This window comes from Streptococcus urinalis 2285-97 (genome assembly GCF_000188055.2).
Taxonomy (GTDB): Bacteria; Bacillota; Bacilli; order Lactobacillales; family Streptococcaceae; genus Streptococcus; species Streptococcus urinalis.
In genome coordinates, this window is the sequence record NZ_AEUZ02000001.1 from 917,863 (window position 1) to 941,392 (window position 23,530).

The window sequence follows — 23,530 nt, forward strand, 5'->3', positions numbered from 1 at the left end:
ACAGTCTTGCTGAACTATTATTAATAATATTTAAAAGAAAAGAGAATAAAAAAATGGCAGTAAAAATCCGTTTAACTCGTATGGGTTCTAAGAAAAAACCTTTCTACCGTATTAACGTTGCAGATTCACGTGCACCACGTGATGGACGTTTCATCGAAACTGTTGGAACATACAATCCACTAGTTGCTGAAAACCAAGTGACTTTAAAAGAAGATCGTATTATGGATTGGTTATCAAAAGGAGCTCAACCCTCAGATACAGTTCGTAATATTCTTTCAAAAGCTGGAGTTATGACTAAATTCCACGAATCAAAATACTCTAAATAATAAAAGCCTATGGATACCATTGAAAATCTTATTATCGCTATTGTGAAACCACTGATTTCACATCCTGATAATCTAACAATCAAAATTGAAGATACTCCAGAATTTTTAGAGTATCATTTGGACTTGGATGCAGAAGACATCGGTCGTGTTATCGGTAAAAAAGGTCGCACTATTACAGCAATAAGATCGATTGTCTATTCGGTACCAACACAAGAAAAAAAAGTAAGGCTCATTATTGATGAGAAGTAAGAGAAGCTAACAAGCTTCTTTTTTTTGTTGACTAGATTTTTAAATCATGATAAGCTATAAAAGTTAACTGGCTAACTAAAATAAAAATTAATTATCAATTAGTTTACATCTTTTGATGATAGAATAATAGGATGTTTGCATCATATTTAGGAGAAAAAATGATATCAATTTTGATTTTGTGTTTAGTCATTTTATTTGGAATTTTGTCTTTACTTCGTTTATATCGAGAAACAAACCAAAAGATCAAAAAAAATACAGAAAATCTATTGACACGAGATAGATCATAAGGTAAAATATATTTTGTTGTCTGTCACAAGACAGTGTGTCTAGGTCCGTTGGTCAAGGGGTTAAGACACCGCCTTTTCACGGCGGTAACACGGGTTCGAATCCCGTACGGACTATTTAGAAAAGAGTCAGAGTTTTCTCTGGCTTTTTTTGCACGATGCTTGGTTTTAAAAGTCATTTCATGTTAAAATAAGGACTGAAGCTATTTAAGCAGCTCAATGAGAAAAAGTGGAGAAAAAATTAGTAAATGAATTACTTTAATGTTGGAAAGATTGTAAATACACAAGGCTTACAAGGAGAAATGCGGGTTTTAGCAGTAACTGACTTTATTGATGAACGCTTTAAAAAAGGAAGTCATTTAGCCTTATTTGATTCTAAGGATCAATTTGTAAAAGAGGTTACTATTGCTAGTCACCGGACACAAAAGAATATGGAAATCATTAAATTTAAAGATCATTACCATATTAACGACATTGAAAAATACAAAGGCTTCATGTTAAAAGTAGCAGAAGAAAATCTCTCCAATTTAGATGAGGGTGAATATTATTATCATGAAATCATTGGATTAGAAGTCTTTGAGAACAATAACTATATTGGTTTTATTTCAGAAATTCTTCAACCTGGAGCTAATGATGTCTGGATTGTTAAAAGAAAAGGTAAGAAAGACTTGCTATTACCTTATATTCCATCGGTAGTTCTAACTATTGACATTGATAACAATAGGGTAGATGTGGAGTTATTAGAAGGATTAGACGATGAAAATTGATATTTTAACCCTCTTTCCAGAAATGTTTGCACCTTTAGAGCATTCAATAATTGGAAAAGCTCGTGAAAAAAATCTTTTAGATATCAATTATCATAACTTTAGAGACTTTGCGGAAAAATCAAGACATGTGGATGACGAACCTTATGGTGGCGGTCAAGGAATGTTACTCAGAGCGCAACCAATATTTGATACGATTGAGTCATTAAACTCAACAAGACCAAGAGTGATCTTACTCGATCCAGCTGGTAAAAAATTTACCCAAAAAATAGCAGAAGATTTAGCTAAAGAAAATGAATTAATTTTCATATGTGGTCATTATGAAGGCTACGATGAACGGATTAAAACATTAGTTACTGATGAAATTTCTCTAGGTGATTTTGTTTTAACTGGTGGTGAACTTGCAGCAATGACAATTATTGATGCTACAGTTCGATTGATTCCAGAGGTTCTAGGAAAGGAATCAAGCCATCAAGAAGATTCATTTTCATCTGGTTTACTTGAATATCCACAATACACTAGACCTTATGATTACAGAGGAATGAAAGTGCCAGAAGTTCTAATGAGTGGACATCATGAAAATATTAGGAAATGGCGATTAAAAGAAAGTCTTAGAAAAACCTATTTGAGAAGACCAGATTTATTAAACTTCTATGAATTATCTGCTGAAGAAGAAGAGATTTTGAATAACATCAAGAAGGAGCTTTAAAATTGGTATTGGAAAATAATAAACTAGTTGACTTAACAATAATTGGGGGTGGACCGGTAGGTTTGTTCACAGCTTTCTATGCTGGTTTACGAGGTTTAACTGTAAATATCATCGAGAGTTTATCAGAATTAGGTGGTCAACCTGCCATTTTATACCCTGAAAAAGTAATCTATGATATCCCGGCTTATCCCGCTATTACAGGGCAAGAATTAACTGAGAACTTAATCGAACAATTGAAGCGATTTGATGACCGAATCACATATAGTTTAAAAGAAGAAGTATTAACTTTTGAAAAAGAAAATGATATTTTTACGATTGTGACTTCAAAACAAACCCATTACTCAAAAGCAATTATAATTGCTTGTGGAAATGGAGCATTTACACCAAGACCTTTAGGGCTAGAGAATGAAGAAAAGTATGCTGATCACAATATCTATTATAATGTTCACAAATTAGATCAATTTGAAAATAAAGATGTTGTGATCTGCGGTGGAGGTGACTCAGCTGTTGATTGGGCTCTAGCTTTATATGGGCTAGCAAAAAGTGTAACGATAGTTCATCGAAGAGATGTATTTAGAGCACATGAACATAGTGTTGAATTATTGAAAGCCTCAGGAGTTGAAATCTTAACACCTTATCAACCTTTAGCTTTAAATGGCGATGAAAATGGCGCTAAAGAACTTGTCATTCAAAAAGTAAAATCAGAAGAGACAAAGACTTTAACATTTGATGATCTTATCGTCAGTTTTGGATTTTCAACATCAAATAAGAATATCAAAAATTGGAATGTTAACTATAAGAGAACAAGTGTTAATGTTAATTCTGTATTTGAAACGTCTCGAGAAGGTGTATATGCTGTTGGAGATGCTGCTAACTATAGTGGAAAAGTCGATCTAATAGCAACAGGATTCGGAGAAGCCCCAATGGCTGTCAACCAAGTTATGCAATATGTATATCCTGAAAGAGATAATCGTCTAGTACATTCTTCTACATTACTTGAAGAAAAAAGGGATTAATATAATCCTTTTTTTATTATCATAATTTATAGAACTATAATATTAATGAATAGGAAATATTAAAAACAGTCATGACACTCCCTTTTTTATATGATATAATTAACTAACAAATGTGATATATATTGCAAAAAAATAAGAGAGGTCTATGATGCAAGAAACATCAAAGAAAGAAACTTTTGGAACTTTTATCAATAAAGTGTTATCGGGAACAGCAACTGCTATCGTTGTTGCACTTATTCCGAATGCTATTTTAGCAACACTATTAAAGCCACTTTTACCAAATTCAACAGCAGCAGAATTTTTACATATTGTACAAATTTTTCAATTTTTTACACCAGTTATGGCAGGCTTTCTTATCGGACAACAATTTAAATTTTCTCCGATGCAACAACTAGTTGTTGGTGGAGCTGCTTATATTGGTTCTGGTGCTTGGTTATATACTGAAGTAATTCAAAAAGGAGTAGCAACAGGAACTTTCCAATTAAAAGGAATTGGTGATCTGATTAATATGATGATTACAGCTAGTTTGGCTGTTATAGCAATTAGGTGGTTTGGAGACAAATTTGGCTCTTTAACAATTATCTTATTACCAATTATTATAGGTACAGGGGTTGGTTATATTGGATGGAAAATATTACCTTATGTTTCCTATGTAACAACACTTATTGGTCAAATTATTAACTCATTCACAACACTTCAACCATTTTTAATGTCAATTCTGATCGCAATGGCTTTTTCTTTGATCATAGTAAGTCCAATCTCAACAGTTGCAATTGGATTAGCTATAGGTTTAGATGGTTTAGCTGCTGGTGCAGCATCTATGGGGATCGCAGCAACTACGGCTGTTCTTGTATGGGCAACTTATAAAGTCAATAAGTCTGGTGTACCAATTGCCATTGCATTAGGTGCAATGAAAATGATGATGCCAAATTTTTTGAAACATCCTGTAATGGCAATACCTATGTTGGTAACGGCTGCACTTTCATCTTTAACAGTACCAATCTTTCATTTGATTGGAACACCAGCATCATCAGGTTTTGGTTTAGTTGGACTAGTTGGCCCAATAGCTTCTTTAGCTGGTGGAAGTCACATAGTTATCATTATTTTTGCTTGGATAATCATACCATTTGCCATTGCTTATAGTGCACACAAAATTTGTAAAGATGTTTTGAAAATTTACAAAGATCATATTTTTATTTTTGAAGGTTAAAAGGAGAACAACATGTTAGTATATATAGCTGGATCTGGGGCTATGGGTTGCCGTTTTGGATATCAAATTTCAAAAACAAATCATCAAGTTATTTTACTTGATAATTGGGAAGACCATATTAAGGCTATTCAGGAAAATGGGTTAAAAATTACAGGTGATGTTGAAGAAACTGTAAAGCTACCTATTATGAAACCAACTGAAGCTACAACAGAAGCAGATTTAATTATTTTGTTTACAAAAGCAATGCAACTGCCTCAAATGTTGCAAGATATTAAAGGCATTATTGGAAAAGAAACCAAAGTTTTGTGTTTGTTAAATGGACTAGGTCATGCAGATGTCATTCGTCAATATATTCCTGAACAGAAAATATTAATGGGTGTCACCATCTGGACTGCAGGATTAAAAGGACCAGGTCATGCGCACTTAGAAGGTGAGGGTGGTTTACATCTTCAAAGTATGGATCCTTCGAATAAGGATGCTGGCTATCAAGTCGCTGAAATGCTGACTGAAGCGAAATTAGCTGCAACATATGATGAGAATGTTTTGCCGAATATTTGGCGTAAGGCTTGTGTTAACGGAACAATGAATTCTACTTGTGCATTACTTGACTGCACTATAGGTCAAGTATTTGCAAGTGAATATGGTCTTGCTTTGGTTAAAGAAATTATTCATGAATTTGTTAGGGTAGGTATAGCTGAAGGTGTTGACTTGAATGAAGAAGAAATCGTCAAATATGTAATGGAAATTTCAAAAAAAGCTTCGCATCATTATCCATCTATGCACCAAGATTTAGTGCAAAATCATCGTTTAACTGAAATAGATTATTTAAATGGTGCAGTTGCTAAAAAAGCTGAAAAATTTGGTTTTGAGACACCATACTGTCAAATGATTACGCAAATGATACATGCTAAAGAATCTATTTTAGGAATCAAATAAAAAAAAGAATTCTAGTTAACTAGAATTCTTTTTTGATGTCTTTTGAAAGAAAATGATAGAAAATGCTTGACAAAGAAAAAGATGAGAGTATAATGAGGATTGTAAACGATTCCAGAAAGGAGCATGCCTATTTTAAAATCTAAACGGAAACAGTTGATTTTGGATAAAATTAAAGAAGAAAATTACGTTTCTTTGGAAGAACTTATTAAACTCCTAGAGACTTCAGAGTCAACTATTAGAAGAGATTTAGATGAACTTGAAGAAGAACACAAACTTTATAGAGTTCATGGTGGAGCAGAGCTTCATCATTCGCTACAAGAAGAATTGAGTATTGAACAAAAATCTGTCAAAAACTCTCAAGAGAAAAATAAAATTGCTTTAACAGCTTCTACATTGATAGATAGTGGTGATGTGATTTTTATTGATGCAGGAACAACAACTGCTTTTTTACTTGACTATTTGAAAGGTAAAAATATTAAAGTAGTAACTAACTCAATTCATCATGCAGCACAATTAGTTGATTCAGGTGTTGAGACGATTATTATTGGTGGTCTTGTGAAACAGATTACTGATGCAAGTATTGGTCATACTGCTCTTCAACAAATAAATGATTTCAACTTTGACAAAGCATTTATTGGAATGAATGGTATTGATGAACACTATTTAACAACTCCAGATGTTGAAGAAGCTTACCTAAAAAGAGCTGTGATCACCAATGCAAAAGAAACATTTGTTTTGTCTGATGCTTCAAAATTAGGACAGATATCTTTTGTTAATGTTGCAAAAGTTGACAAGGTATCATTGATAATAGAAGCTTCTGATCATTTACTCTTAAAAAAATTGAAAAAGAAAATGAAGGTGATTGAAATATGATTTACACAGTTACACTAAACCCATCTATAGACTTTATTGTTCGTCTCGATAAAGTTGAAGTTGGTGGTGTTAACCGTATGACAAGTGATGACAAATATCCCGGTGGAAAAGGCATAAATGTTAGTCGAATCTTACAAAGATTGTCAAAAGACAGTATTGCTACCGGATTTTTAGGTGGTTTTACTGGGAAATTTATTGAAGACAGTCTGAAAAAAGAGGGAATTACTACCCAATTTGTTCAAGTTTCTGAAGATACAAGGATTAATGTCAAGATTAAAGCAGATGATGAAACAGAGATAAATGGTTCCGGACCAAAAATATCAGATGAGGAATTAGAAACATTAAAAGTGATTTTAAATCAATTATCAGATAAGGACACAGTTGTGTTTGCAGGCTCTGCACCAAGTCACTTAGGAAACCAAGTCTATCAAGTTTTAATTCCATTAGTTAGAAATACTGGTGCTCAAGTGGTTTGTGATTTTGAAGGTCAAAATCTATTGGATGCTTTACAATACCAACCATTATTAGTTAAACCTAACAATCATGAATTAGAAGCAATATTTGATGTGAAACTAGAGGGCTTAGATAATGTCGAGACTTATGCTAGAAAATTATTAGATAAAGGTGCTCAAAATGTTATTATTTCAATGGCCGGAAATGGTGCATTGTTAGTCACTAAAGAAGCTGCTTATTTTGCTAAACCTATTAAAGGAAATGTAAAAAATTCAGTAGGTGCAGGTGATTCAATGGTAGCTGGATTCACAGGACATTTTGTTGAAAGTCAAGATCCAATCGAAGCATTAAAATGGGGTGTTGCCTGTGGAACAGCAACAGCATTCTCAGATGATTTAGCTAGTTTAGCATTTATTAAAGAAACTTATGAAAAAGTAGAGGTAGAAAAAAGATGAAAATCCAAGATCTTTTAAGAAAAGATACTATGTTGTTAGATTTACAAGCAACAACAAAAGAAGCAGCTATTGATGAAATGGTTACAAAATTGGTGTCAGAACATGTTGTTTCTGATTTTGAAATTTTTAAAAAAGGAATTGTAGCACGTGAAGAACAAACATCAACTGGTTTAGGTGATGGGATTGCTATGCCGCATAGCAAAAATACTGCAGTAAATGAGGCAGCTGTACTTTTTGCTAAATCATCAAAAGGAGTTGATTATAAAGCATTAGACGGTCAACCAACTGATTTATTCTTCATGATTGCTGCACCCGAAGGTGCAAATGACACACATTTAGCAGCGTTAGCTGAATTATCAAAATATTTGATGAAAGATGGCTTTGCAGATCAATTACGTCAAGCAAAAACACCAGACGAAGTGATTTCAATTTTTGATAAAAATAGTATCACTGAAGAGAGTGTAGCACCAACACAAACTGTCCAATCTGCTCAAGACCATTCCGATTTCATTGTTGCAGTTACTGCATGTACAACTGGAATTGCGCATACTTATATGGCGGAAGAAGCTTTAAAGAAAAAAGCTGCTGAAATGGGTGTTGATATCAAAGTGGAAACAAATGGTGCTTCTGGTGTTGGTAATCGTTTAACTGCTTCGGATATTGAAAGAGCAAAAGGTGTTATTGTTGCAGCTGATAAAGCAGTTGAAATGGATCGCTTTGATGGTAAACCTTTAGTATCTAGGCCAGTAGCTGATGGTATCAAAAAAAGTGAAGAATTAATTAATATTATTCTTGATGCTAAAGCAATAACTTACCATGCTCAAAATCAAAATGCTAAAAAGTCAGATGATACTGAAGCAAAATCAAGTCTTGGATCAGCATTTTACAAACACCTAATGGGTGGCGTCTCACAAATGTTACCATTCGTTATTGGCGGTGGTATCATGATAGCTATTGCCTTTCTATTAGATAATATTCTTGGTGTTCCAAAAGATCAATTAAGTAATTTAGGGTCATATCATGAAATTGCTGCTTTATTTAAGAATGTTGGTAGTGCAGCATTTGCATTTATGTTACCCGTCTTAGCTGGATATATTGCTTATTCAATGGCTGAAAAACCTGGTTTAGTAGCTGGGTTTGTAGCAGGATCTATAGCTTCTAGTGGTCTAGCATTTGGAAGGGTTCCTTTTGCAGAAGGTGGAAAAGCAAGTCTATCACTTGCGGGAGTGCCATCAGGATTCCTAGGTGCTTTAGTAGGTGGTTTCTTAGCTGGTGGTGTTATTCTCTTACTTAGAAAATTACTTTCTAGCTTACCAAAATCTCTTGAAGGAATCAAATCAATCTTATTGTATCCATTGTTAGGTGTTCTTATTACTGGCTTCCTCATGTTATTTGTCAATATCCCAATGGCAGCTATTAATACTGCACTTAATAATTTCCTTGAAGGCCTATCAGGAAGTTCTGCAATTCTTATGGGATTACTAGTAGGTGGCATGATGGCTGTTGATATGGGTGGTCCAGTAAATAAAGCAGCCTATGTTTTTGGTACAGGTACACTTGCAGCAACTGTGGCTAATGGTGGTTCTGTAGTTATGGCAGCTGTAATGGCTGGTGGTATGGTACCTCCACTTGCAGTATTTGTAGCAACACTTGTTTTTAAAGATAAATTTAGTGAAGAAGAACGTCAATCTGGATTAACAAATATTGTTATGGGATTATCTTTCATCACTGAAGGTGCTATTCCATTTGGTGCTGCTGACCCTGCGCGTGCAATTCCAAGTTTTGTCGTAGGTTCTGCCTTGACAGGTGCCTTAGTTGGTTTAGCTGGAATCAAATTAATGGCTCCTCATGGTGGTATCTTTGTTATTGCTTTGACAAGTAATCCATTACTTTATCTAGTGTTCATTGCTATTGGGGCAGTTGTTTCAGGTCTTCTATTTGGAGCTTTACGTAAAAAATCTTAATAAAAAAAGAAAGTGTTTCACTTTCTTTTTTTATTTCAAAGTCACATTTGTTATACTAAGTTTAAGTCTTTTAAGAAAGGATTTATTGTGAGAAAAAAGAAAAAGATGACACTGAAAACAACTGTCGCTGAACAACTCTCTTTTTTTATTGTCGTGTTGACCTTAGGGCTCAGTCTTTTTTATACTAATAAAGAGCATAGAGCTTTGCTTTCAATGAAAGGAAAAGATACCTATCAATTTGTAAGGACTATAGCGCATCCTACTCATTACATTTCTCAAAGATATGATCTTTATAATTCGGTAATGATGGCCCAGGCTATTTTAGAGTCTAATAATGGGAAATCTGCACTTAGTAAGTCACCTGATTACAATTATTTCGGGATTAAAGGAAAGTATAAGCATCAGTCTGTTACTTATCAAACTTGGGAAGATGATGGTTCTGGAAATCCATATCAAATTAATGCAGCTTTTAAATCTTACAGAAGTCAAATCAATGCCTTTAAAGATTATGCAACCTTGCTTCAGTTAGATAGATATCAACATGTTAGGAGACATAATTCCAATAATTATCAAGAAGCAACTGCAACTTTAACTGGAAATTATGCAACTGACACGGCTTATAATACAAAGTTAAACCATATTATCAAATCTTATCATTTGTATTTATTTGATTATTATAATTAATAGATTTTCTTAGTAAAGTAAATTACACATTTTGTAAACTCTTCTTAATATTTCTATTCGCCTTTCTATGATATAATTTTTCTACTAGATTAGGGTTAAGGAGAGAAAATGAAAAAGAAAAAAATTTTTGGGATAACATTAATAACTTTAATTGCAATAGGAGCTTCTTTTATGGTCTTCTCTAAGCAACAAGTTTCAACAAAACATGTATCTGCTGATACAACGAATGCACAAACATTTGTTAATCAAATTGGAGAAACAGCAAGAAATGTTGCTAATGAACATGATTTATATGCTTCGGTTATGATTGCTCAAGCCATTTTGGAGTCTAACTATGGTCAATCTGGACTTAGCCAAGCACCACATTATAATTATTTTGGCATAAAAGGTTCTTATAATGGTTCATCAGTTAATCTGTGGACTTGGGAAGATGATGGAAAAGGAAATCCTTATGAAGTCATTCAAGCATTCAGAAGTTATCCAAGTGCTTATGAATCTTTAGAAGACTATGCAAGTGTTTTAAGTTCTGATACTTACCTTGGAGCACACAAGTCAAATACATTATCTTATCAAGATGCAACAGCAGCACTTACAGGTGTTTATGCAACTGATACAAGCTACAATAGTAAATTAAATTATATTATTGAAGCATATGGATTGACAGCATATGATACACCTGCTGCAAATGCTAATCAAACAAGTGATACAGCACAAGCAACAACTTCAAATCAAGTTTGGAACCCTCATCGTCAAGCCTATACAGATCAAGAAACTTTAGACCTTGATGATGCATGGGCAGTAAGTCATCCAAATACTTAAGTGATCTAGACATAAGTCTAGGTCTTTTTTACTGTTTTTGCTATAATTTTGATATGAAATCATTAAGTGAAACTTATCAATTCCATGATGAAATGCCATATGTTGATAGTAGGTATGAATTGGAATTATTAGAAAAACCTATTGCAAAAAAACAAATGGTAAGAACAAAAGAAGGATTGTTACCAGGACAAATCATCTTACTTTGGCGTATACAGTTTGGGACCTATCTTACTTCAAGTCCACCTCATAAATATTTCTATACCATTTATGGAATTGATCCTATAAGTGGTTTGGAAGAATTAATTGATCGTGATTTGGTATAGATTGATTCAGCAAAAGATTCTTTAAAGCAATGCACTTCGATGCAAATAAAAAAGTGTTTAAAAGATAAAAAGATAAAAGGTCTTTCGAAAATGAAGCGTCAAGAACTTGATCATGTTCTCATTAACACATTAACAGATAAAGAATTAGAGCGATTTGTCACAGTAAGATCCTATTCATTAACGTCAAAAGGTAAAGAAGTTTTAGAACACAATCAATCCATTGTAGAGGGACATCCTAAGAAGAAATATTGATTTAACCAAATTTTAACAATAGAATGAAATATGTTATAATAAATATTATTGTCATTCAAGGGAGAAAAAAATGGAACTCATCAGAGAAAAAGAATTTGTTAATCAGTATCATTATGATGCTCGTAATTTAGAGTGGGAAGAAGAAAATGGTACACCTGAAACAAATTTTGAGGTGACCTTTCAATTAGTTAAAAAGGATGAAGAAAATCAAGAAACAGTTATTGTTTCTGTCTTGCAATTTGTTATTGTTCGAGATGAATTTGTCATCAGTGGTGTCATTTCACAGATGGTACATATTAAAGATAGATTAGTAAGTAATCCTAGTGAATTTTCTCAGGCTGAAGTTGAATCTTTGGCAGCACCATTATTAGATATGGTGAAGCGACTCACATTTGAAGTCACTGAGATTGCTTTAGACGAACCTGGTATTAATTTGGAGTTTAAGAGTTAATGAAGTTAGCAATCATTACAGATAATTCAGCAGCAAATGCTGAAAAATTAGCAGTCGTAGAAGATGTATTTGTCTTAGATATTCCTGTTATTATTGAAAATCAATCTTATATTGAAGGAAAAAATTTAAGTATTGATGCGTTTTATCAAAAAATGTCAGCTTCTGATGAATTGCCTAAAACCAGTCAGCCAAGTCTTGCAGAATTGAATGACCTTCTTGAACGATTAACAAATGAAGGTTATACACATGTCATAGGTGTTTTTATTGCTGCCGGAATATCAGGCTTTTGGCAAAATATTCAATTCTTAAAAGATGAGTTTAAAGAGTTGACTATAGCATTTCCTGATACACGCATTACATCAAAACCACAAACAAGCATGGTCGAAAATGTCGTCAAATGGTATCAAGAAGGCTTGAGCTTTGATCATATTTTAGAAAAATTAAATAAGCAAATTGAATTAACAACTGCTTTTATTATGGTTGATGATTTAAACCATTTAGTCAAAGGTGGCCGACTTTCTAATGGAGCAGCATTATTAGGCAATTTATTAAGTATCAAACCTATTTTGCGCTTTAATGAGGAAGGTAAAATAGTAGTATATGAAAAAGTTCGAACTGAAAAAAAAGCTATTAAACGACTTATTTCCATTTTAGAAGAAGAAACAGCTGATCACGCTTATCAAGTCTCAATTATTCATTCACGAGCAGAAGAAAAAGCACTTGATTTGAAAGAAAAATTGGAAAATGCAGGATACCAAGGTGAAATTGAAATTGTTACTTTCGGTGCTGTTATTGCTACTCATTTAGGTGAAGGGGCAGTAGCATTTGGTATCACTCCTGTTATTGATTAAAAAAGGAGAAAAAAATGAGTATTAAGGTTATTATTGCTGGTTTTAAAGGAAAAATGGGGTCTGAAGCATTAAAAATGGTTCAAAATGAAATGGAATTTGAACCAGTAGCCCTAATTGATCCTTTTTCAGAATTGACTGAATACCAGGGCATTCCTGTTTATAATCACAAGGAAGAACTAGCTGATATTAAAGCGGATGTTTGGATTGACTTTACTACTCCTCAAGTAGCCTTTGAAAACACTTTTTTTGCCTTGGAACATCACTTTGCACCAGTTGTTGGAACAACGGGTTTCAAAGAAAGCCAAATTGAAGAGTTAATTGTTCTATCTAAAGAAAAACAATGTGGGGGTCTCATTGCTCCTAACTTTGCTATTGGAGCAATTTTAATGATGTCTTTTGCAAAACAAGCTGCTAAGTATTTTCCTGATGTTGAGATTATTGAGTTACATCATGATCAGAAAAAAGATGCGCCGAGTGGTACTGCGCTAAAGACTGCTGAAATGATTTCTTCTGTCAGAGGAATGAAAGTCCAAGGTGCAGTAGACGAAACGGAAAATTTAAAGGGTGCACGTGGTGCTGAATATAATGGCTTTAGAATTCATTCTGTTCGTCTTCCTGGTTTGGTAGCTCATCAAGAAGTAATATTTGGTTCTAAAGGTGAAGGATTACGAATTAGACATGATTCTTTTGATCGTACTTCGTTTATGACAGGTGTTAATCACGCTGTTAAAGAGGTTGTTAAACAGAATCAACTCGTTTATGGTTTGGAAAATATTTTATGAAATTAAAGAAAATGCCTTCTGAATTTCAGAAGGCTTTACCAGTTTTAAAAAAATTACATGATGCTGACTATGAAGCCTATTTTGTTGGTGGGAGTGTTCGGGATAGTTTATTAAATCGACAAATCCATGATGTTGACATTGCAACAAGTGCTTATCCTGAAGAAACTAAGCATGTTTTTCATAGAACAGTTGATATTGGAATAGAACATGGTACGGTTTTAGTACTTGAAAACTCTGGTGAGTATGAAATTACGACTTTTAGAACAGAAGATGTTTACGTTGATTATAGAAGGCCTAGTAAAGTCCTTTTTGTACGTTCTTTAGAAGAAGATTTAAAACGACGTGACTTTACGGTTAATGCTTTTGCTTTAGCACATGATGGGACTGTCATTGATAAATTTTCTGGCTTGTCTGATTTGGATAACCATCTTTTGCGTGCTGTTGGGAACCCAGAAGAAAGATTTACAGAAGATGCCTTACGAATCATGCGTGGTTTTCGTTTTTCAGCAAGTTTAAACTTTGATATTGAAAAACTGACGTTTAAAGCTATGACAGAAAATGCTGATCTTTTAGAAAAGATTTCAATTGAACGTACCTTTATTGAACTTGATAAATTATTGACAGCACCTTATTGGAAAAAAGGGATTTCTTATCTGTTAGAAGCAAAAGCGAATCAGTTTTTACCTTACCTTGTAGGAAAAAAAGCATTTTTATCTGAAATGATGACAAATCTTGCACCAGACTTTTTATTTTCTTCTTCCTTTCAAGCATGGGCTTTCTTAATTATCTCAATTAAACAAAAAGAAGTAAAATCATTTTTAAGATCTTGGAAGACTTCTAATGATTTTCAAAAAATGGTATCACAACTTATCAAACTTTATGAAATTAGAGAACATAGAAGCTTGCAATTAAAAGACCTTTACCAATTTGGTAAAGCATTAGCCTATTCAGTAGAGGAATTAAGACTGGGTCAAGGAAAAGCAGTTCAGTTTGATAGAATTGATTACCTAGATGATCAATTGGATATTCATCATAAACATGATATTGTGGTAAATGGTGGTGATTTAATGAAAGCATTTAAATTAAAGCCAGGTCCTAAGTTAGGCCAATTATTGAAACAAGTTGAAGAAGGAATAGTCTCTAAAGAAATTAAGAATACAAAAGAATCTATTTTTGCATTTGTAACAGAGGAGCTAAAGTGTGAGTGATTTTAAAGTAGAACATTTAACAAAAACAGTCGGTGATAAAACTGTCTTCCAAAATATTTCATTTTATATTCATGATCAAGATCGGATTGGAATAATTGGTGTTAACGGAACTGGAAAAACAACGCTTTTAGATGTTATTTCAGGCAAACTTGGTTATGATGGAGACGTTTCACCTTTCTTAGCTAAATCAGATTATACTATTGCTTATTTAACACAAGATCCAGAATTTGATGATGAAAAGTCAGTTTTAGATACTGTTTTATCTTCTGAAGTTAAAGAGTTTGAGCTCATTAAATCATACGAGTCTTTAATGAATGATTATAGTGAAGAAAAACAATCAAAATTAGAATCTATTATGTCACAAATGGATCAATTAGATGTTTGGTCTATTGAAAGTACTGTTAAAACAGTTTTATCAAAATTAGGCATTAGAAATCTAAATCAGAAAGTGGGACAACTGTCTGGAGGCTTGAGAAGAAGGGTCCAGTTAGCTCAAGTTTTATTGAATGATGCCGATTTGTTATTATTAGATGAACCAACGAACCATCTTGATATTGAAACAATTGCTTGGTTAACTCATTTCTTAAATAGTAGTAAAAAAACGGTTTTATTTATTACACATGATCGGTATTTCTTAGATAGTATGGCAACACGTATCTTTGAGTTAGATAATGCTCAGTTGACAGAGTATCAAGGAAACTACCAAGACTACGTGAGATTAAGAGCCGAAAAAGATGAGAGAGATAGTGCAAGCCTTCATAAAAAAAAGCAACTCTATAAACAGGAATTAGCCTGGATGAGAACTCAACCTCAGGCTCGTGCGACTAAACAGCAAGCAAGAATTAATCGTTTTGAAAATCTAAAAAGTGATTTAAAACAAACAGATTCAGCACAGTCTCTTGAAATACAATTTGAGACAAGTCGTATAGGTAAAAAAGTTATTCATTTTGATAATATTTCATTTTCCTATGATGATAAGCCGTTAATTAAAGATTTTAATCTTTTAATTCAAAATCGTGATCGAATTGGTATCATTGGTGATAATGGTGTTGGTAAATCAACTCTTTTACACTTGATAAATGGTGACTTAGTACCAACAAAGGGTTCTCTTGAAATTGGTGAAACAGTCAGGATTGCTTATTTTTCACAACAAATAAAAGACATGGATGATAATAAACGTGTCATAACTTATCTTCAAGAAGTTGCAGAAGAAGTAAAAACCAGTGTAGGAACAACCAGTGTTACTGAGTTATTAGAACAATTTTTATTTCCAAGGTCAACTCATGGTACTTTAATAGGAAAATTATCAGGTGGGGAGAAAAAAAGACTTTATCTATTAAAACTCTTGATTGAAAAACCAAATGTTTTATTGTTAGATGAGCCTACGAATGATTTAGATATTGCAACTTTAACTGTTTTAGAAAACTTTATCTCTCACTTTAATGGACCAGTAATGACAGTCAGTCATGACCGCTATTTTCTAGATAAAGTTGCAAATAAAATTTTAGCATTTAAAGATCATCATATCAGAGAATTTTTTGGAAATTATACGGATTATTTAGATGAAGTTGCATTCAATGAAACCAATACAAATAATGAAAAAACGACTTCTCAAGAAAAGCCTTTAAAAGAAAAATCTTCTAAAAAGAGAATGTCTTATCTCGAAAAAAAAGAGTGGGAGACTATTGAGAATGACATTATGTCTCTTGAAGATCAGATTGAAAAAGTTGAAGAAGAAATGCAAACTTTTTCAAGTGATTATGATAAATTATCAGATTTACAAAAGGATCTTGATCAACTAAATTCAGAGCTTACAGAAAAATATGATCGCTATGAATATCTAAGTCAACTAGATCAATAATTGTGATAATAATAGGATATCTAGTTGAAAATTAGCCTAAATTAGTTATACATTAATCATTAATAACTAAAGATGAACGGTTTTTTAAAAAAAGTTTATTAAATTATCTGGATATATATTTTATTTATGTTAAACTAAAACTAAAGATACAGAATAGACGGGGAGACCTAGTCTTTTCTTATATAAAAGAAAATTTTAGGAGGATTAGATGGGGTTAATTTGGAATTATTTAAAGCGTAAACCAAAATTTTTATTGATGAATCTTTTTGGTGCTTTATTATTCGTTGTTGTTAATCTTGGATTACCAACAATTTTGGCTCGTATGATTGATGATGGTGTTACTAAGAATAACAAACAAGCTTTGTATTTTTGGGCTATAATCATGTTTTTAATTGTTTTATCAGGAGCTGTTGGAAGGTTAGTTTTATCTTATGCTTCTAGCCGATTAACAACCACTATGGTAAAAGAGCTTCGTGATGACATGTATCGTAAATTACAGGATTATTCTCATTCTGAATATGAAAAAATTGGAGTCTCTTCTTTAGTAACAAGAATGACAAGTGATGCTTTTGTCTTGATGCAATTTGCTGAAATGACTTTGAGAATGGGCCTAGTAACACCACTCATGATGATTTTCTCAGTTATTATGATACTTGTAACTAGTCCATCTTTAGCTTGGATTGTAGCTGTTGCTATTCCATTTTTGATTATTGTAGTTGTTTATGTTGCTGTTCAGACTAAACCTTTATCTGAGAAGCAACAGTCAACTTTAGATAAAATTAACCAATTTGTTAGAGAGAATTTGACTGGACTTCGTGTTATTAGAGCATTTGCTCGAGAAGACTTTCAGGAAAATAAATTTAATAGTGAGAATGAAACTTATCAAAAAACATCTAGTCATCTCTTTATCTTAACAGGGATAACAGAACCATTATTTGTACAGATTATCGTTGCTATGATTGTGTCAATTGTTTGGTTTGCACTAGATCCTTTAGCAAAGGGCAATTATCAAATTGGTAATTTAGTTGCTTTTATTGAATACAGTTTCCATGCTTTATTCTCATTTTTAATGTTTGCTAATCTCTTTACCATGTATCCTAAAATGGCAGTCTCAAGCTCTCGTATTAGAGAAGTTTTAAATATGCCCATTTCCATTTCAAAAAATGAAGATGGGGTTACTGAAACAAAAACAAAAGGCTATTTAGAATTTGATAGTGTCACATTTGCTTATCCAGGTGAGACTGAAAGTCCAGTTTTACATGATATTTCATTCAAAACAAAACCTGGAGAAACCATTGCCTTCATTGGTTCGACTGGTTCTGGAAAATCATCTTTAGTTAATTTGATACCAAGATTCTTTGATGTGACGTTAGGCCGAATATTAGTAGATGGTGTGGATGTCCGAGATTTTAATCTAAAGGCTTTACGTCAAAAAATTGGTTTTATTCCGCAAAAGTCTTTACTTTTTACCGGAACTATTGAGGAAAATTTAAAATTTGGTAAAAGTGATGCTAATATTGAGGAATTAGACCAGGCTGCAGATGTCTCACAAGCTAAAGAGTTTATTGAGAGTCGTGAGAAAAGATATCAAACCCATTTAGCTGAAGCTGGTAGTAACCTTTCAGGTGGTCAAAAACAACGATTATCAATTGCACGGGCTGTGGTGAAAAAACCAGATATTTACATTTTTGATGATTCCTTTTCTGCACTTGATTACAAGACTGATGCTGAATTGCGTCGCCGTCTAAAAGAAGTAACCGAAAATGCAACGGTTCTAATCGTTGCCCAAAGGGTTGGTACGATCATGGATGCCGATCAAATAATTGTTCTAGACGAAGGCGAAATTGTTGGGCGTGGAACGCATGAAGAATTAATGATTTCCAACGATATTTATAGAGAAATTGCAAACTCTCAATTAAATAATCAAAGTTTAACGAAAGAAGGTTAGGAGGAGAAAATGACAGAAAAAAATGTATTTAAACGTCTATGGTCTTATTTAAAAAATTATCGTCTCTCTCTCTTTTTAGCTGTTTTTCTAAAAATATTAAGTGCTTTAATGAGTGTTTTAGAACCCTTTGTTTTAGGGCTTGCTATTACTGAGTTAACCAAAAATTTACTGGATATGGCTAAAGGAATAGATGGCGCTTCAATTAACAAAACCTATATCTTTTGGGTATTAGTCATTTATCTAATTAGGGCACTAATTAATGAGCTAGGATCTTTTGGTTCAAACTATTTTATGACAAGAGCAGTTCAATCAAGTATTCGTGATTTAAGACAAGATTTGAATCAAAAAATTAATCAAATTCCAATTTCGTATTTTGATAAACATCAATTTGGAGATATGTTAGGTCGTTTCACATCTGATGTAGAAGCTGTCTCAAATGCCTTACAACAGTCTTTTTTACAAATTGTTAATGCTATTTTTACGATTATTTTAGTTGTCAGTATGGTTTTATACCTCAATTTTAAATTGGCTATTGTTGTCATCATGACTGTTCCAGTAACTTATTTTGTAGCTCAATTTATTTTGAAAAAATCACAACCATACTTTAAAAAGCAAGCTAATATTTTAGGAGCAATGAATGGATATGTGCAAGAAAATTTGTCTGGTTTTAATATCTTAAAATTATATGGACGTGAAGAAGCATCTGAAGAAGAGTTTTATCAAATCACGAAAGATATACAAGAAATTGGGTTTAAAGCCAGTTTTATCTCTGGTATAATGATGCCAATTTTGAATTTTATTTCAGATTCTGTCTACATGATTGTTGCGCTTATAGGTGGTCTACAAGTTATTTCAGGACAAATGACAATTGGTAATATGCAAGCTTTTGTACAATATATTTGGCAAATCAGTCAACCCATTCAAGTTATTACCCAATTAGCATCAGTTTTACAGAGTGCAAAGTCATCTCTAGAAAGAATATTTCAAGTCCTTGATGAACCTAACGAAATCAATGAAGTTAGTGAATCATTAAAACAAGATTTGTCAGGTCAGGTTTCTTTCAATAACGTTGACTTTCAATATGTTGAAGGAAAACCATTAATTCGTGATTTTACTTTAGACGTTAAGCCTGGTGAGATGATTGCTATTGTTGGTCCTACTGGAGCTGGTAAAACAACTTTAATTAACTTATTAATGCGTTTTTATGATGTCACAAAAGGTTCGATTACAGTTGATGGCCACGATATTAGAAATCTTTCTCGTCAGGAATATCGTCAACAATTTGGTATGGTATTGCAAGATGCTTGGCTATACGAAGGTAGTATCAATGAAAATTTACGCTTTGGGAAATTAGATGCAAGTGATGAAGAAATTGTAGAAGCAGCTAAAGCAGCCAATGTTGATCATTTTATTAGAACCTTACCAAATGGTTATCAAATGGAGATGAATCAAGAATCAAGTAATATTTCTTTAGGTCAAAAACAATTGTTAACAATTGCTAGAGCTTTGCTGGCTGATCCGAAAATTTTGATACTTGACGAAGCAACGTCTTCAGTTGATACTCGACTGGAATTATTGATACAAAAAGCAATGAAAGTTTTAATGGAAGGTAGAACTAGTTTTGTTATTGCTCATCGATTGTCAACGATTCAAGAAGCTGATAAGATTTTAGTATTAAAAGATGGCCAAATAATTGAGCAAGGGAATCATCAGACATTACTTGAATCTAAAGGTTTTTATTATGATTTGTATATGAGTCAATTTTCAAACAGTCAAGCATAAAAAGGGATGATTGTCCCTTTTTTACTTAACAATAAAATTCAGAAAATTTATACTATTCAGTAATCGAAAAATTATTTGGAGGTCACCTATGGTTGATGGAAAAACTTATGTTACATCAGTATTTGAAAAAGTAAAAGAAAATAACAATCACGAGACTGAGTTTTTACAGGCAGTACAAGAAGTTTTTGACTCTTTAATACCTGTATTTGATAAATACCCACAATATATTGAAGAAAATCTATTGGAACGACTTGTAGAACCAGAACGTATAGTCACATTTCGCGTTCCATGGGTAGATGATCAAGGAAACGTACAAGTAAATCGTGGTTACCGTGTTCAATTTTCTTCTGCAATTGGACCTTATAAAGGGGGATTAAGATTCCACCCGTCTGTTAATCAATCGATTGTCAAATTCTTAGGATTTGAACAAATTTTTAAAAATTCACTTACTGGACAACCTATTGGTGGTGGTAAGGGAGGATCAAACTTTGATCCAAAAGGAAAGTCAGACCAAGAAGTTATGCGATTCACGCAAAGCTTTATGACTGAACTTCAAAAATATATTGGACCAGATTTAGATGTTCCAGCTGGAGATATTGGTGTTGGTGGTCGTGAAATTGGTTATTTATTTGGTCAGTACAAACGCTTAAATGGCTATCAAAATGGTGTTTTGACAGGTAAAGGACTCAGTTTTGGAGGCTCATTAACACGGACAGAAGCGACTGGTTATGGTGCTGTTTATTTTGCTCAAGAAATGCTTGCTGCTAAAAATGATTGTGTAAAAGATAAAACAGCTATTGTTTCAGGTTCTGGAAACGTGGCTATCTATGCAACTGAAAAATTACAAGAATTAGGTGCTAAAGTACTAGCTGTTTCTGATTCTTCAGGATATGTTTATGATGGAGACGGAATTAATCTTGAAACGTTGAAAGATATTAAGGAAGTTAAACGTGAACGGATTGTAAAATATACGGAAAAACATCCAAATGCAGTCTTCACACCAACTGAACAAGGTCATATCTGGGAGATAAAAGCAGATTTAGCATTTCCATGTGCAACACAAAATAAAATTAGTGAAGAGGATGCTAAAAAATTAGTTTCAAATGGGGTTATTGCAGTTACTGAAGGTGCTAATATGCCATCAACCCTTGAAGCAATCACAGTTTTTCAAGAAGCAAATGTTTTGTTTGGTCCTGCAAAAGCAGCAAATGCAGGTGGTGTGGCAGTATCTGCATTAGAAATGGCTCAAAATAGTGGTCGTACACAATGGACATTTGAAGAAGTTGATACGAAATTAAAAGCTATTATGACTTCTATCTATAAAAATGCCTCATCAGCAGCAAAAGAATTTGGACAAGAAGGTAATTTAGTAGTTGGTGCTAATATTGCAGGCTTTCTTAAAGTTGCTCAAGCGATGTCATCACAAGGCATTGTCTGATGATATAAAAGCTCCCTTAGGAGCTTTTTTTGTTATAATAGATTATAAATAAGGAGACAACTAATGATAAAGGATATTGTGAAGGATAAACATTTTTTATCTAAGGCATCAAGCAATGCAACAAAAAAGGATCCCTATATTGCTGATGATTTAATGGATACTTTAAATTACCACAAGGAAGAGTGTTTAGGATTAGCCGCAAACATGATTGGATATTCAAAGCGTGTGATTATAGTTAGTATGGGTTTTGTAGATATAGTGATGTTTAATCCTGTTATTATTGAAAAAAGTCAACCTTATTTAACAAATGAAGGGTGTTTATCACTTTTAGGTCAAAGAGCAACACAACGCTATGAGACTATAAAAGTGACGTATAAAGATAAAAATTGGAAACAAAAAACACTAACGCTTAATAAACTTGCAGCTCAAATTTGTCAACATGAATTAGATCACTTAGAAGGTAGATTAATTTAACTGAAAAGAGATATCAATCTCTCTTTTTTTTATTGTTTTTAGGAAATATTAGGGAAATTTGCTATAATAACAGAAATGAAAAGAATGATAGAGGAATTATTGTATGTCAATTTATGGACAATATGAATCATATCTACCCTTAGTATTACAAGAAATAACAGATTATATTATTAAAGCAAATATAGAATGTAAAGAAAAGACTGGATTTAAATTATATGAGCACTTTATTTCGCGTATAAAAGATGCTAATTCAATGACAGAAAAATGCCAACGTAAAGGTCTTGAGGTATCAACTTATTCAGCTCTAAAAGTCATTAAAGATAGTATTGGAATGCGTATTATTTGTGGATTTGTCGATGATATTTATAAAACTGTTGCACTATTAAAAGAGATGCCCAATGTTACTGTTTTTCAGGAAAAAGATTATATCATTAATGCAAAACCAAATGGTTATCGTTCTTATCATCTCATATTAGAAGTTCATACAGATTTTCCAAGTGCAGATAATGATTCAAATGGTGCCTATTTTGTTGAAATCCAACTAAGAACAATTGCTCAAGATTCTTGGGCTAGTTTAGAACATCAAATGAAATACAAAAAAAATATTAGTCAACCTGAGATGATAACGAGAGAATTAAAACGTTGTGCTGATGAATTAGCTTCTTGTGATTTAACGATGCAAACAATCAGACAATTAATTGCCGATAGTCAGAATGAACAAAATACAATGGAGTGACACATGAAAATACTACTAGCTGAAGATGAATTACAAATGTCAAACGTTCTAACAACAGCAATGACTCATCAAGGTTATGAAGTTGATGCTGTTTATGATGGACAAGCTGCAGTTGATTTAGCAATGACAAATCCTTATGATATTATGATTTTTGATATAATGATGCCTGTGAAGATAGGTATTGAGGCTCTTAAAGAGATTCGCTCAAGTGGAAATAAAACTCATATTATCATGTTAACAGCGATGGCAGAAGTTGATGATCGTGTCACAGGACTTGATGCTGGGGCAGATGATTATTTAACCAAACCATTTTCTCTAAAAGAACTATTAGCACGACTAAGATCTATGGAAAGACGTGTTGAGAGCTTTACGCCAAAACATTTGAGTGCTGGAACAGTGACACTTGATGTTGATGAAAATGAATTAAGTCATCATAATTCAATTCGTCTGGCAAATAAAGAAAGTAAAATGATGGCTTATTTTATGTTAAACCAAGGAAAATCTTTAACAACTCAAATGTTGTTTCGACATGTTTGGTCATAAGATGATGATGTCGAAGAAAGTATTGTTTGGGTTTACATCTCTTTCTTGCGTCAAAAACTTGAAGCTATTAATGCAGATATCAAAATTATAGGTCAAAAAGATGGTCCATTTTGTTTAGAATTATTATAGGAGGCATCCA

24 protein-coding genes, 1 tRNA gene and 1 pseudogene are annotated in these 23,530 nt (G+C 32.9%); all 26 read left to right on the top strand.

What is annotated here, in order from left to right; genetic code table 11:
* The first annotated feature begins 53 nt into the window (after positions 1-53).
* The 26 genes and pseudogenes from rpsP (at position 54) to STRUR_RS04785 (ending at position 23,520) form a co-directional block, all read left to right on the top strand.
* Positions 54-326, top strand: coding sequence for a 30S ribosomal protein S16 (gene rpsP / locus STRUR_RS04660; RefSeq protein WP_006739690.1), 273 nt, complete (start codon positions 54-56; stop codon positions 324-326).
* Positions 327-335: 9 nt separating this feature from the next.
* Complete coding sequence (locus STRUR_RS04665) at positions 336-575, top strand: KH domain-containing protein (protein WP_006738713.1); 240 nt, start codon at positions 336-338, stop codon at positions 573-575.
* 329 nt (positions 576-904) lie between these two features.
* Positions 905-976, top strand: a tRNA-Glu gene (locus tag STRUR_RS04670).
* A gap of 131 nt (positions 977-1,107) precedes the next feature.
* Positions 1,108-1,626: a ribosome maturation factor RimM gene (rimM, locus tag STRUR_RS04675; RefSeq protein ID WP_006739606.1), complete on the top strand. Its 519-nt coding sequence runs from the start codon at positions 1,108-1,110 to the stop codon at positions 1,624-1,626.
* Positions 1,616-2,332 carry a tRNA (guanosine(37)-N1)-methyltransferase TrmD gene (gene trmD / locus STRUR_RS04680; RefSeq protein WP_006739129.1) on the top strand — a complete coding sequence of 239 codons (717 nt, stop codon included), beginning with the start codon at positions 1,616-1,618 and terminating at the stop codon, positions 2,330-2,332. Before rimM ends, trmD begins: the two co-directional genes overlap by 11 nt.
* 2 nt (positions 2,333-2,334) lie before the next feature.
* Entirely contained in the window at positions 2,335-3,348 is a 1,014-nt protein-coding gene (locus STRUR_RS04685; RefSeq protein ID WP_006738985.1) for an NAD(P)/FAD-dependent oxidoreductase, read from the top strand.
* 148 nt (positions 3,349-3,496) lie between these two features.
* Entirely contained in the window at positions 3,497-4,558 is a 1,062-nt protein-coding gene (locus STRUR_RS04690) for a PTS sugar transporter subunit IIC (protein WP_006740523.1), read from the top strand.
* Positions 4,559-4,570: 12 nt separating this feature from the next.
* Positions 4,571-5,494, top strand: coding sequence for a 2-dehydropantoate 2-reductase (locus STRUR_RS04695; protein ID WP_006740407.1), 924 nt, complete (start codon positions 4,571-4,573; stop codon positions 5,492-5,494).
* Between the two features lie 123 nt (positions 5,495-5,617).
* Positions 5,618-6,367 carry a DeoR/GlpR family DNA-binding transcription regulator gene (locus tag STRUR_RS04700; protein WP_006739961.1) on the top strand — a complete coding sequence of 250 codons (750 nt, stop codon included), beginning with the start codon at positions 5,618-5,620 and terminating at the stop codon, positions 6,365-6,367.
* Positions 6,364-7,275, top strand: coding sequence for a 1-phosphofructokinase (gene pfkB / locus STRUR_RS04705; RefSeq protein WP_006740165.1), 912 nt, complete (start codon positions 6,364-6,366; stop codon positions 7,273-7,275). The genes STRUR_RS04700 and pfkB overlap by 4 nt, the downstream gene beginning before the upstream one ends.
* A complete protein-coding gene (locus STRUR_RS04710; protein WP_006739710.1) occupies positions 7,272-9,239 on the top strand; it encodes a PTS fructose transporter subunit IIABC in 1,968 nt (655 codons plus the stop codon). Before pfkB ends, STRUR_RS04710 begins: the two co-directional genes overlap by 4 nt.
* Positions 9,240-9,344: 105 nt before the next feature.
* The gene (locus tag STRUR_RS04715) at positions 9,345-9,923 is read left to right on the top strand and encodes a glucosaminidase domain-containing protein (RefSeq protein ID WP_233417805.1); all 579 of its coding nucleotides are present in this window, start codon (positions 9,345-9,347) and stop codon (positions 9,921-9,923) included.
* 108 nt (positions 9,924-10,031) lie between these two features.
* Positions 10,032-10,742 carry a glycoside hydrolase family 73 protein gene (locus STRUR_RS04720; protein WP_006738596.1) on the top strand — a complete coding sequence of 237 codons (711 nt, stop codon included), beginning with the start codon at positions 10,032-10,034 and terminating at the stop codon, positions 10,740-10,742.
* A gap of 53 nt (positions 10,743-10,795) precedes the next feature.
* Positions 10,796-11,065 (top strand): hypothetical protein, encoded by a 270-nt coding sequence (locus STRUR_RS12040; protein WP_006739079.1) that lies wholly within the window; start codon positions 10,796-10,798, stop codon positions 11,063-11,065.
* A gap of 90 nt (positions 11,066-11,155) precedes the next feature.
* Positions 11,156-11,317: a hypothetical protein gene (locus tag STRUR_RS12045; RefSeq protein ID WP_006740524.1), complete on the top strand. Its 162-nt coding sequence runs from the start codon at positions 11,156-11,158 to the stop codon at positions 11,315-11,317.
* Positions 11,318-11,387: 70 nt separating this feature from the next.
* Positions 11,388-11,768 carry a DUF1149 family protein gene (locus STRUR_RS04735; RefSeq protein WP_006739354.1) on the top strand — a complete coding sequence of 127 codons (381 nt, stop codon included), beginning with the start codon at positions 11,388-11,390 and terminating at the stop codon, positions 11,766-11,768.
* Positions 11,768-12,619: a DegV family protein gene (locus tag STRUR_RS04740; RefSeq protein WP_006739552.1), complete on the top strand. Its 852-nt coding sequence runs from the start codon at positions 11,768-11,770 to the stop codon at positions 12,617-12,619. The genes STRUR_RS04735 and STRUR_RS04740 overlap by 1 nt, the downstream gene beginning before the upstream one ends.
* A gap of 14 nt (positions 12,620-12,633) precedes the next feature.
* Complete coding sequence (gene dapB / locus STRUR_RS04745) at positions 12,634-13,401, top strand: 4-hydroxy-tetrahydrodipicolinate reductase (RefSeq protein ID WP_006740139.1); 768 nt, start codon at positions 12,634-12,636, stop codon at positions 13,399-13,401.
* On the top strand, positions 13,398-14,609 hold the full coding sequence (locus STRUR_RS04750) for a CCA tRNA nucleotidyltransferase (RefSeq protein WP_006738615.1): 1,212 nt from the start codon (positions 13,398-13,400) through the stop codon (positions 14,607-14,609). The genes dapB and STRUR_RS04750 overlap by 4 nt, the downstream gene beginning before the upstream one ends.
* Positions 14,602-16,470, top strand: coding sequence for an ABC-F family ATP-binding cassette domain-containing protein (locus STRUR_RS04755; RefSeq protein ID WP_006739790.1), 1,869 nt, complete (start codon positions 14,602-14,604; stop codon positions 16,468-16,470). Before STRUR_RS04750 ends, STRUR_RS04755 begins: the two co-directional genes overlap by 8 nt.
* Positions 16,471-16,678: 208 nt before the next feature.
* A complete protein-coding gene (locus STRUR_RS04760) occupies positions 16,679-18,418 on the top strand; it encodes an ABC transporter ATP-binding protein (RefSeq protein WP_006740380.1) in 1,740 nt (579 codons plus the stop codon).
* Positions 18,419-18,427: 9 nt separating this feature from the next.
* The gene (locus tag STRUR_RS04765; protein ID WP_006738789.1) at positions 18,428-20,200 is read left to right on the top strand and encodes an ABC transporter ATP-binding protein; all 1,773 of its coding nucleotides are present in this window, start codon (positions 18,428-18,430) and stop codon (positions 20,198-20,200) included.
* An 88-nt stretch (positions 20,201-20,288) separates the two neighbouring features.
* On the top strand, positions 20,289-21,638 hold the full coding sequence (gene gdhA / locus STRUR_RS04770) for an NADP-specific glutamate dehydrogenase (protein WP_006738517.1): 1,350 nt from the start codon (positions 20,289-20,291) through the stop codon (positions 21,636-21,638).
* Between the two features lie 63 nt (positions 21,639-21,701).
* Entirely contained in the window at positions 21,702-22,112 is a 411-nt protein-coding gene (locus tag STRUR_RS04775; RefSeq protein WP_006739815.1) for a peptide deformylase, read from the top strand.
* A 103-nt stretch (positions 22,113-22,215) separates the two neighbouring features.
* Complete coding sequence (locus tag STRUR_RS04780) at positions 22,216-22,848, top strand: GTP pyrophosphokinase (protein ID WP_006739458.1); 633 nt, start codon at positions 22,216-22,218, stop codon at positions 22,846-22,848.
* Between the two features lie 3 nt (positions 22,849-22,851).
* Positions 22,852-23,520, top strand: a pseudogene (locus STRUR_RS04785) (response regulator transcription factor).
* Positions 23,521-23,530: the final 10 nt, after the last annotated feature.

Excerpts from the sequence above, each read along its gene's own strand:
- STRUR_RS12040 (WP_006739079.1), top strand. The coding sequence starts at position 10,796 with ATGAAATCATTAAGTGAAACTTATCAATTCCATGATGAAATGCCATAT.
- STRUR_RS04715 (WP_233417805.1), top strand. The coding sequence starts at position 9,345 with ATGACACTGAAAACAACTGTCGCTGAACAACTCTCTTTTTTTATTGTC.
- rpsP (WP_006739690.1), top strand. The coding sequence starts at position 54 with ATGGCAGTAAAAATCCGTTTAACTCGTATGGGTTCTAAGAAAAAACCT.
- STRUR_RS04775 (WP_006739815.1), top strand. The coding sequence starts at position 21,702 with ATGATAAAGGATATTGTGAAGGATAAACATTTTTTATCTAAGGCATCA.
- STRUR_RS04665 (WP_006738713.1), top strand. The coding sequence starts at position 336 with ATGGATACCATTGAAAATCTTATTATCGCTATTGTGAAACCACTGATT.
- STRUR_RS04710 (WP_006739710.1), top strand. The coding sequence starts at position 7,272 with ATGAAAATCCAAGATCTTTTAAGAAAAGATACTATGTTGTTAGATTTA.
- STRUR_RS04700 (WP_006739961.1), top strand. The coding sequence starts at position 5,618 with ATGCCTATTTTAAAATCTAAACGGAAACAGTTGATTTTGGATAAAATT.
- STRUR_RS04750 (WP_006738615.1), top strand. The coding sequence starts at position 13,398 with ATGAAATTAAAGAAAATGCCTTCTGAATTTCAGAAGGCTTTACCAGTT.
- STRUR_RS04765 (WP_006738789.1), top strand. The coding sequence starts at position 18,428 with ATGACAGAAAAAAATGTATTTAAACGTCTATGGTCTTATTTAAAAAAT.
- pfkB (WP_006740165.1), top strand. The coding sequence starts at position 6,364 with ATGATTTACACAGTTACACTAAACCCATCTATAGACTTTATTGTTCGT.
- trmD (WP_006739129.1), top strand. The coding sequence starts at position 1,616 with ATGAAAATTGATATTTTAACCCTCTTTCCAGAAATGTTTGCACCTTTA.
- STRUR_RS04690 (WP_006740523.1), top strand. The coding sequence starts at position 3,497 with ATGCAAGAAACATCAAAGAAAGAAACTTTTGGAACTTTTATCAATAAA.
- STRUR_RS12045 (WP_006740524.1), top strand. The coding sequence starts at position 11,156 with ATGAAGCGTCAAGAACTTGATCATGTTCTCATTAACACATTAACAGAT.
- gdhA (WP_006738517.1), top strand. The coding sequence starts at position 20,289 with ATGGTTGATGGAAAAACTTATGTTACATCAGTATTTGAAAAAGTAAAA.
- dapB (WP_006740139.1), top strand. The coding sequence starts at position 12,634 with ATGAGTATTAAGGTTATTATTGCTGGTTTTAAAGGAAAAATGGGGTCT.
- STRUR_RS04780 (WP_006739458.1), top strand. The coding sequence starts at position 22,216 with ATGTCAATTTATGGACAATATGAATCATATCTACCCTTAGTATTACAA.
- STRUR_RS04695 (WP_006740407.1), top strand. The coding sequence starts at position 4,571 with ATGTTAGTATATATAGCTGGATCTGGGGCTATGGGTTGCCGTTTTGGA.
- STRUR_RS04735 (WP_006739354.1), top strand. The coding sequence starts at position 11,388 with ATGGAACTCATCAGAGAAAAAGAATTTGTTAATCAGTATCATTATGAT.
- STRUR_RS04740 (WP_006739552.1), top strand. The coding sequence starts at position 11,768 with ATGAAGTTAGCAATCATTACAGATAATTCAGCAGCAAATGCTGAAAAA.
- STRUR_RS04760 (WP_006740380.1), top strand. The coding sequence starts at position 16,679 with ATGGGGTTAATTTGGAATTATTTAAAGCGTAAACCAAAATTTTTATTG.
- rimM (WP_006739606.1), top strand. The coding sequence starts at position 1,108 with ATGAATTACTTTAATGTTGGAAAGATTGTAAATACACAAGGCTTACAA.
- STRUR_RS04720 (WP_006738596.1), top strand. The coding sequence starts at position 10,032 with ATGAAAAAGAAAAAAATTTTTGGGATAACATTAATAACTTTAATTGCA.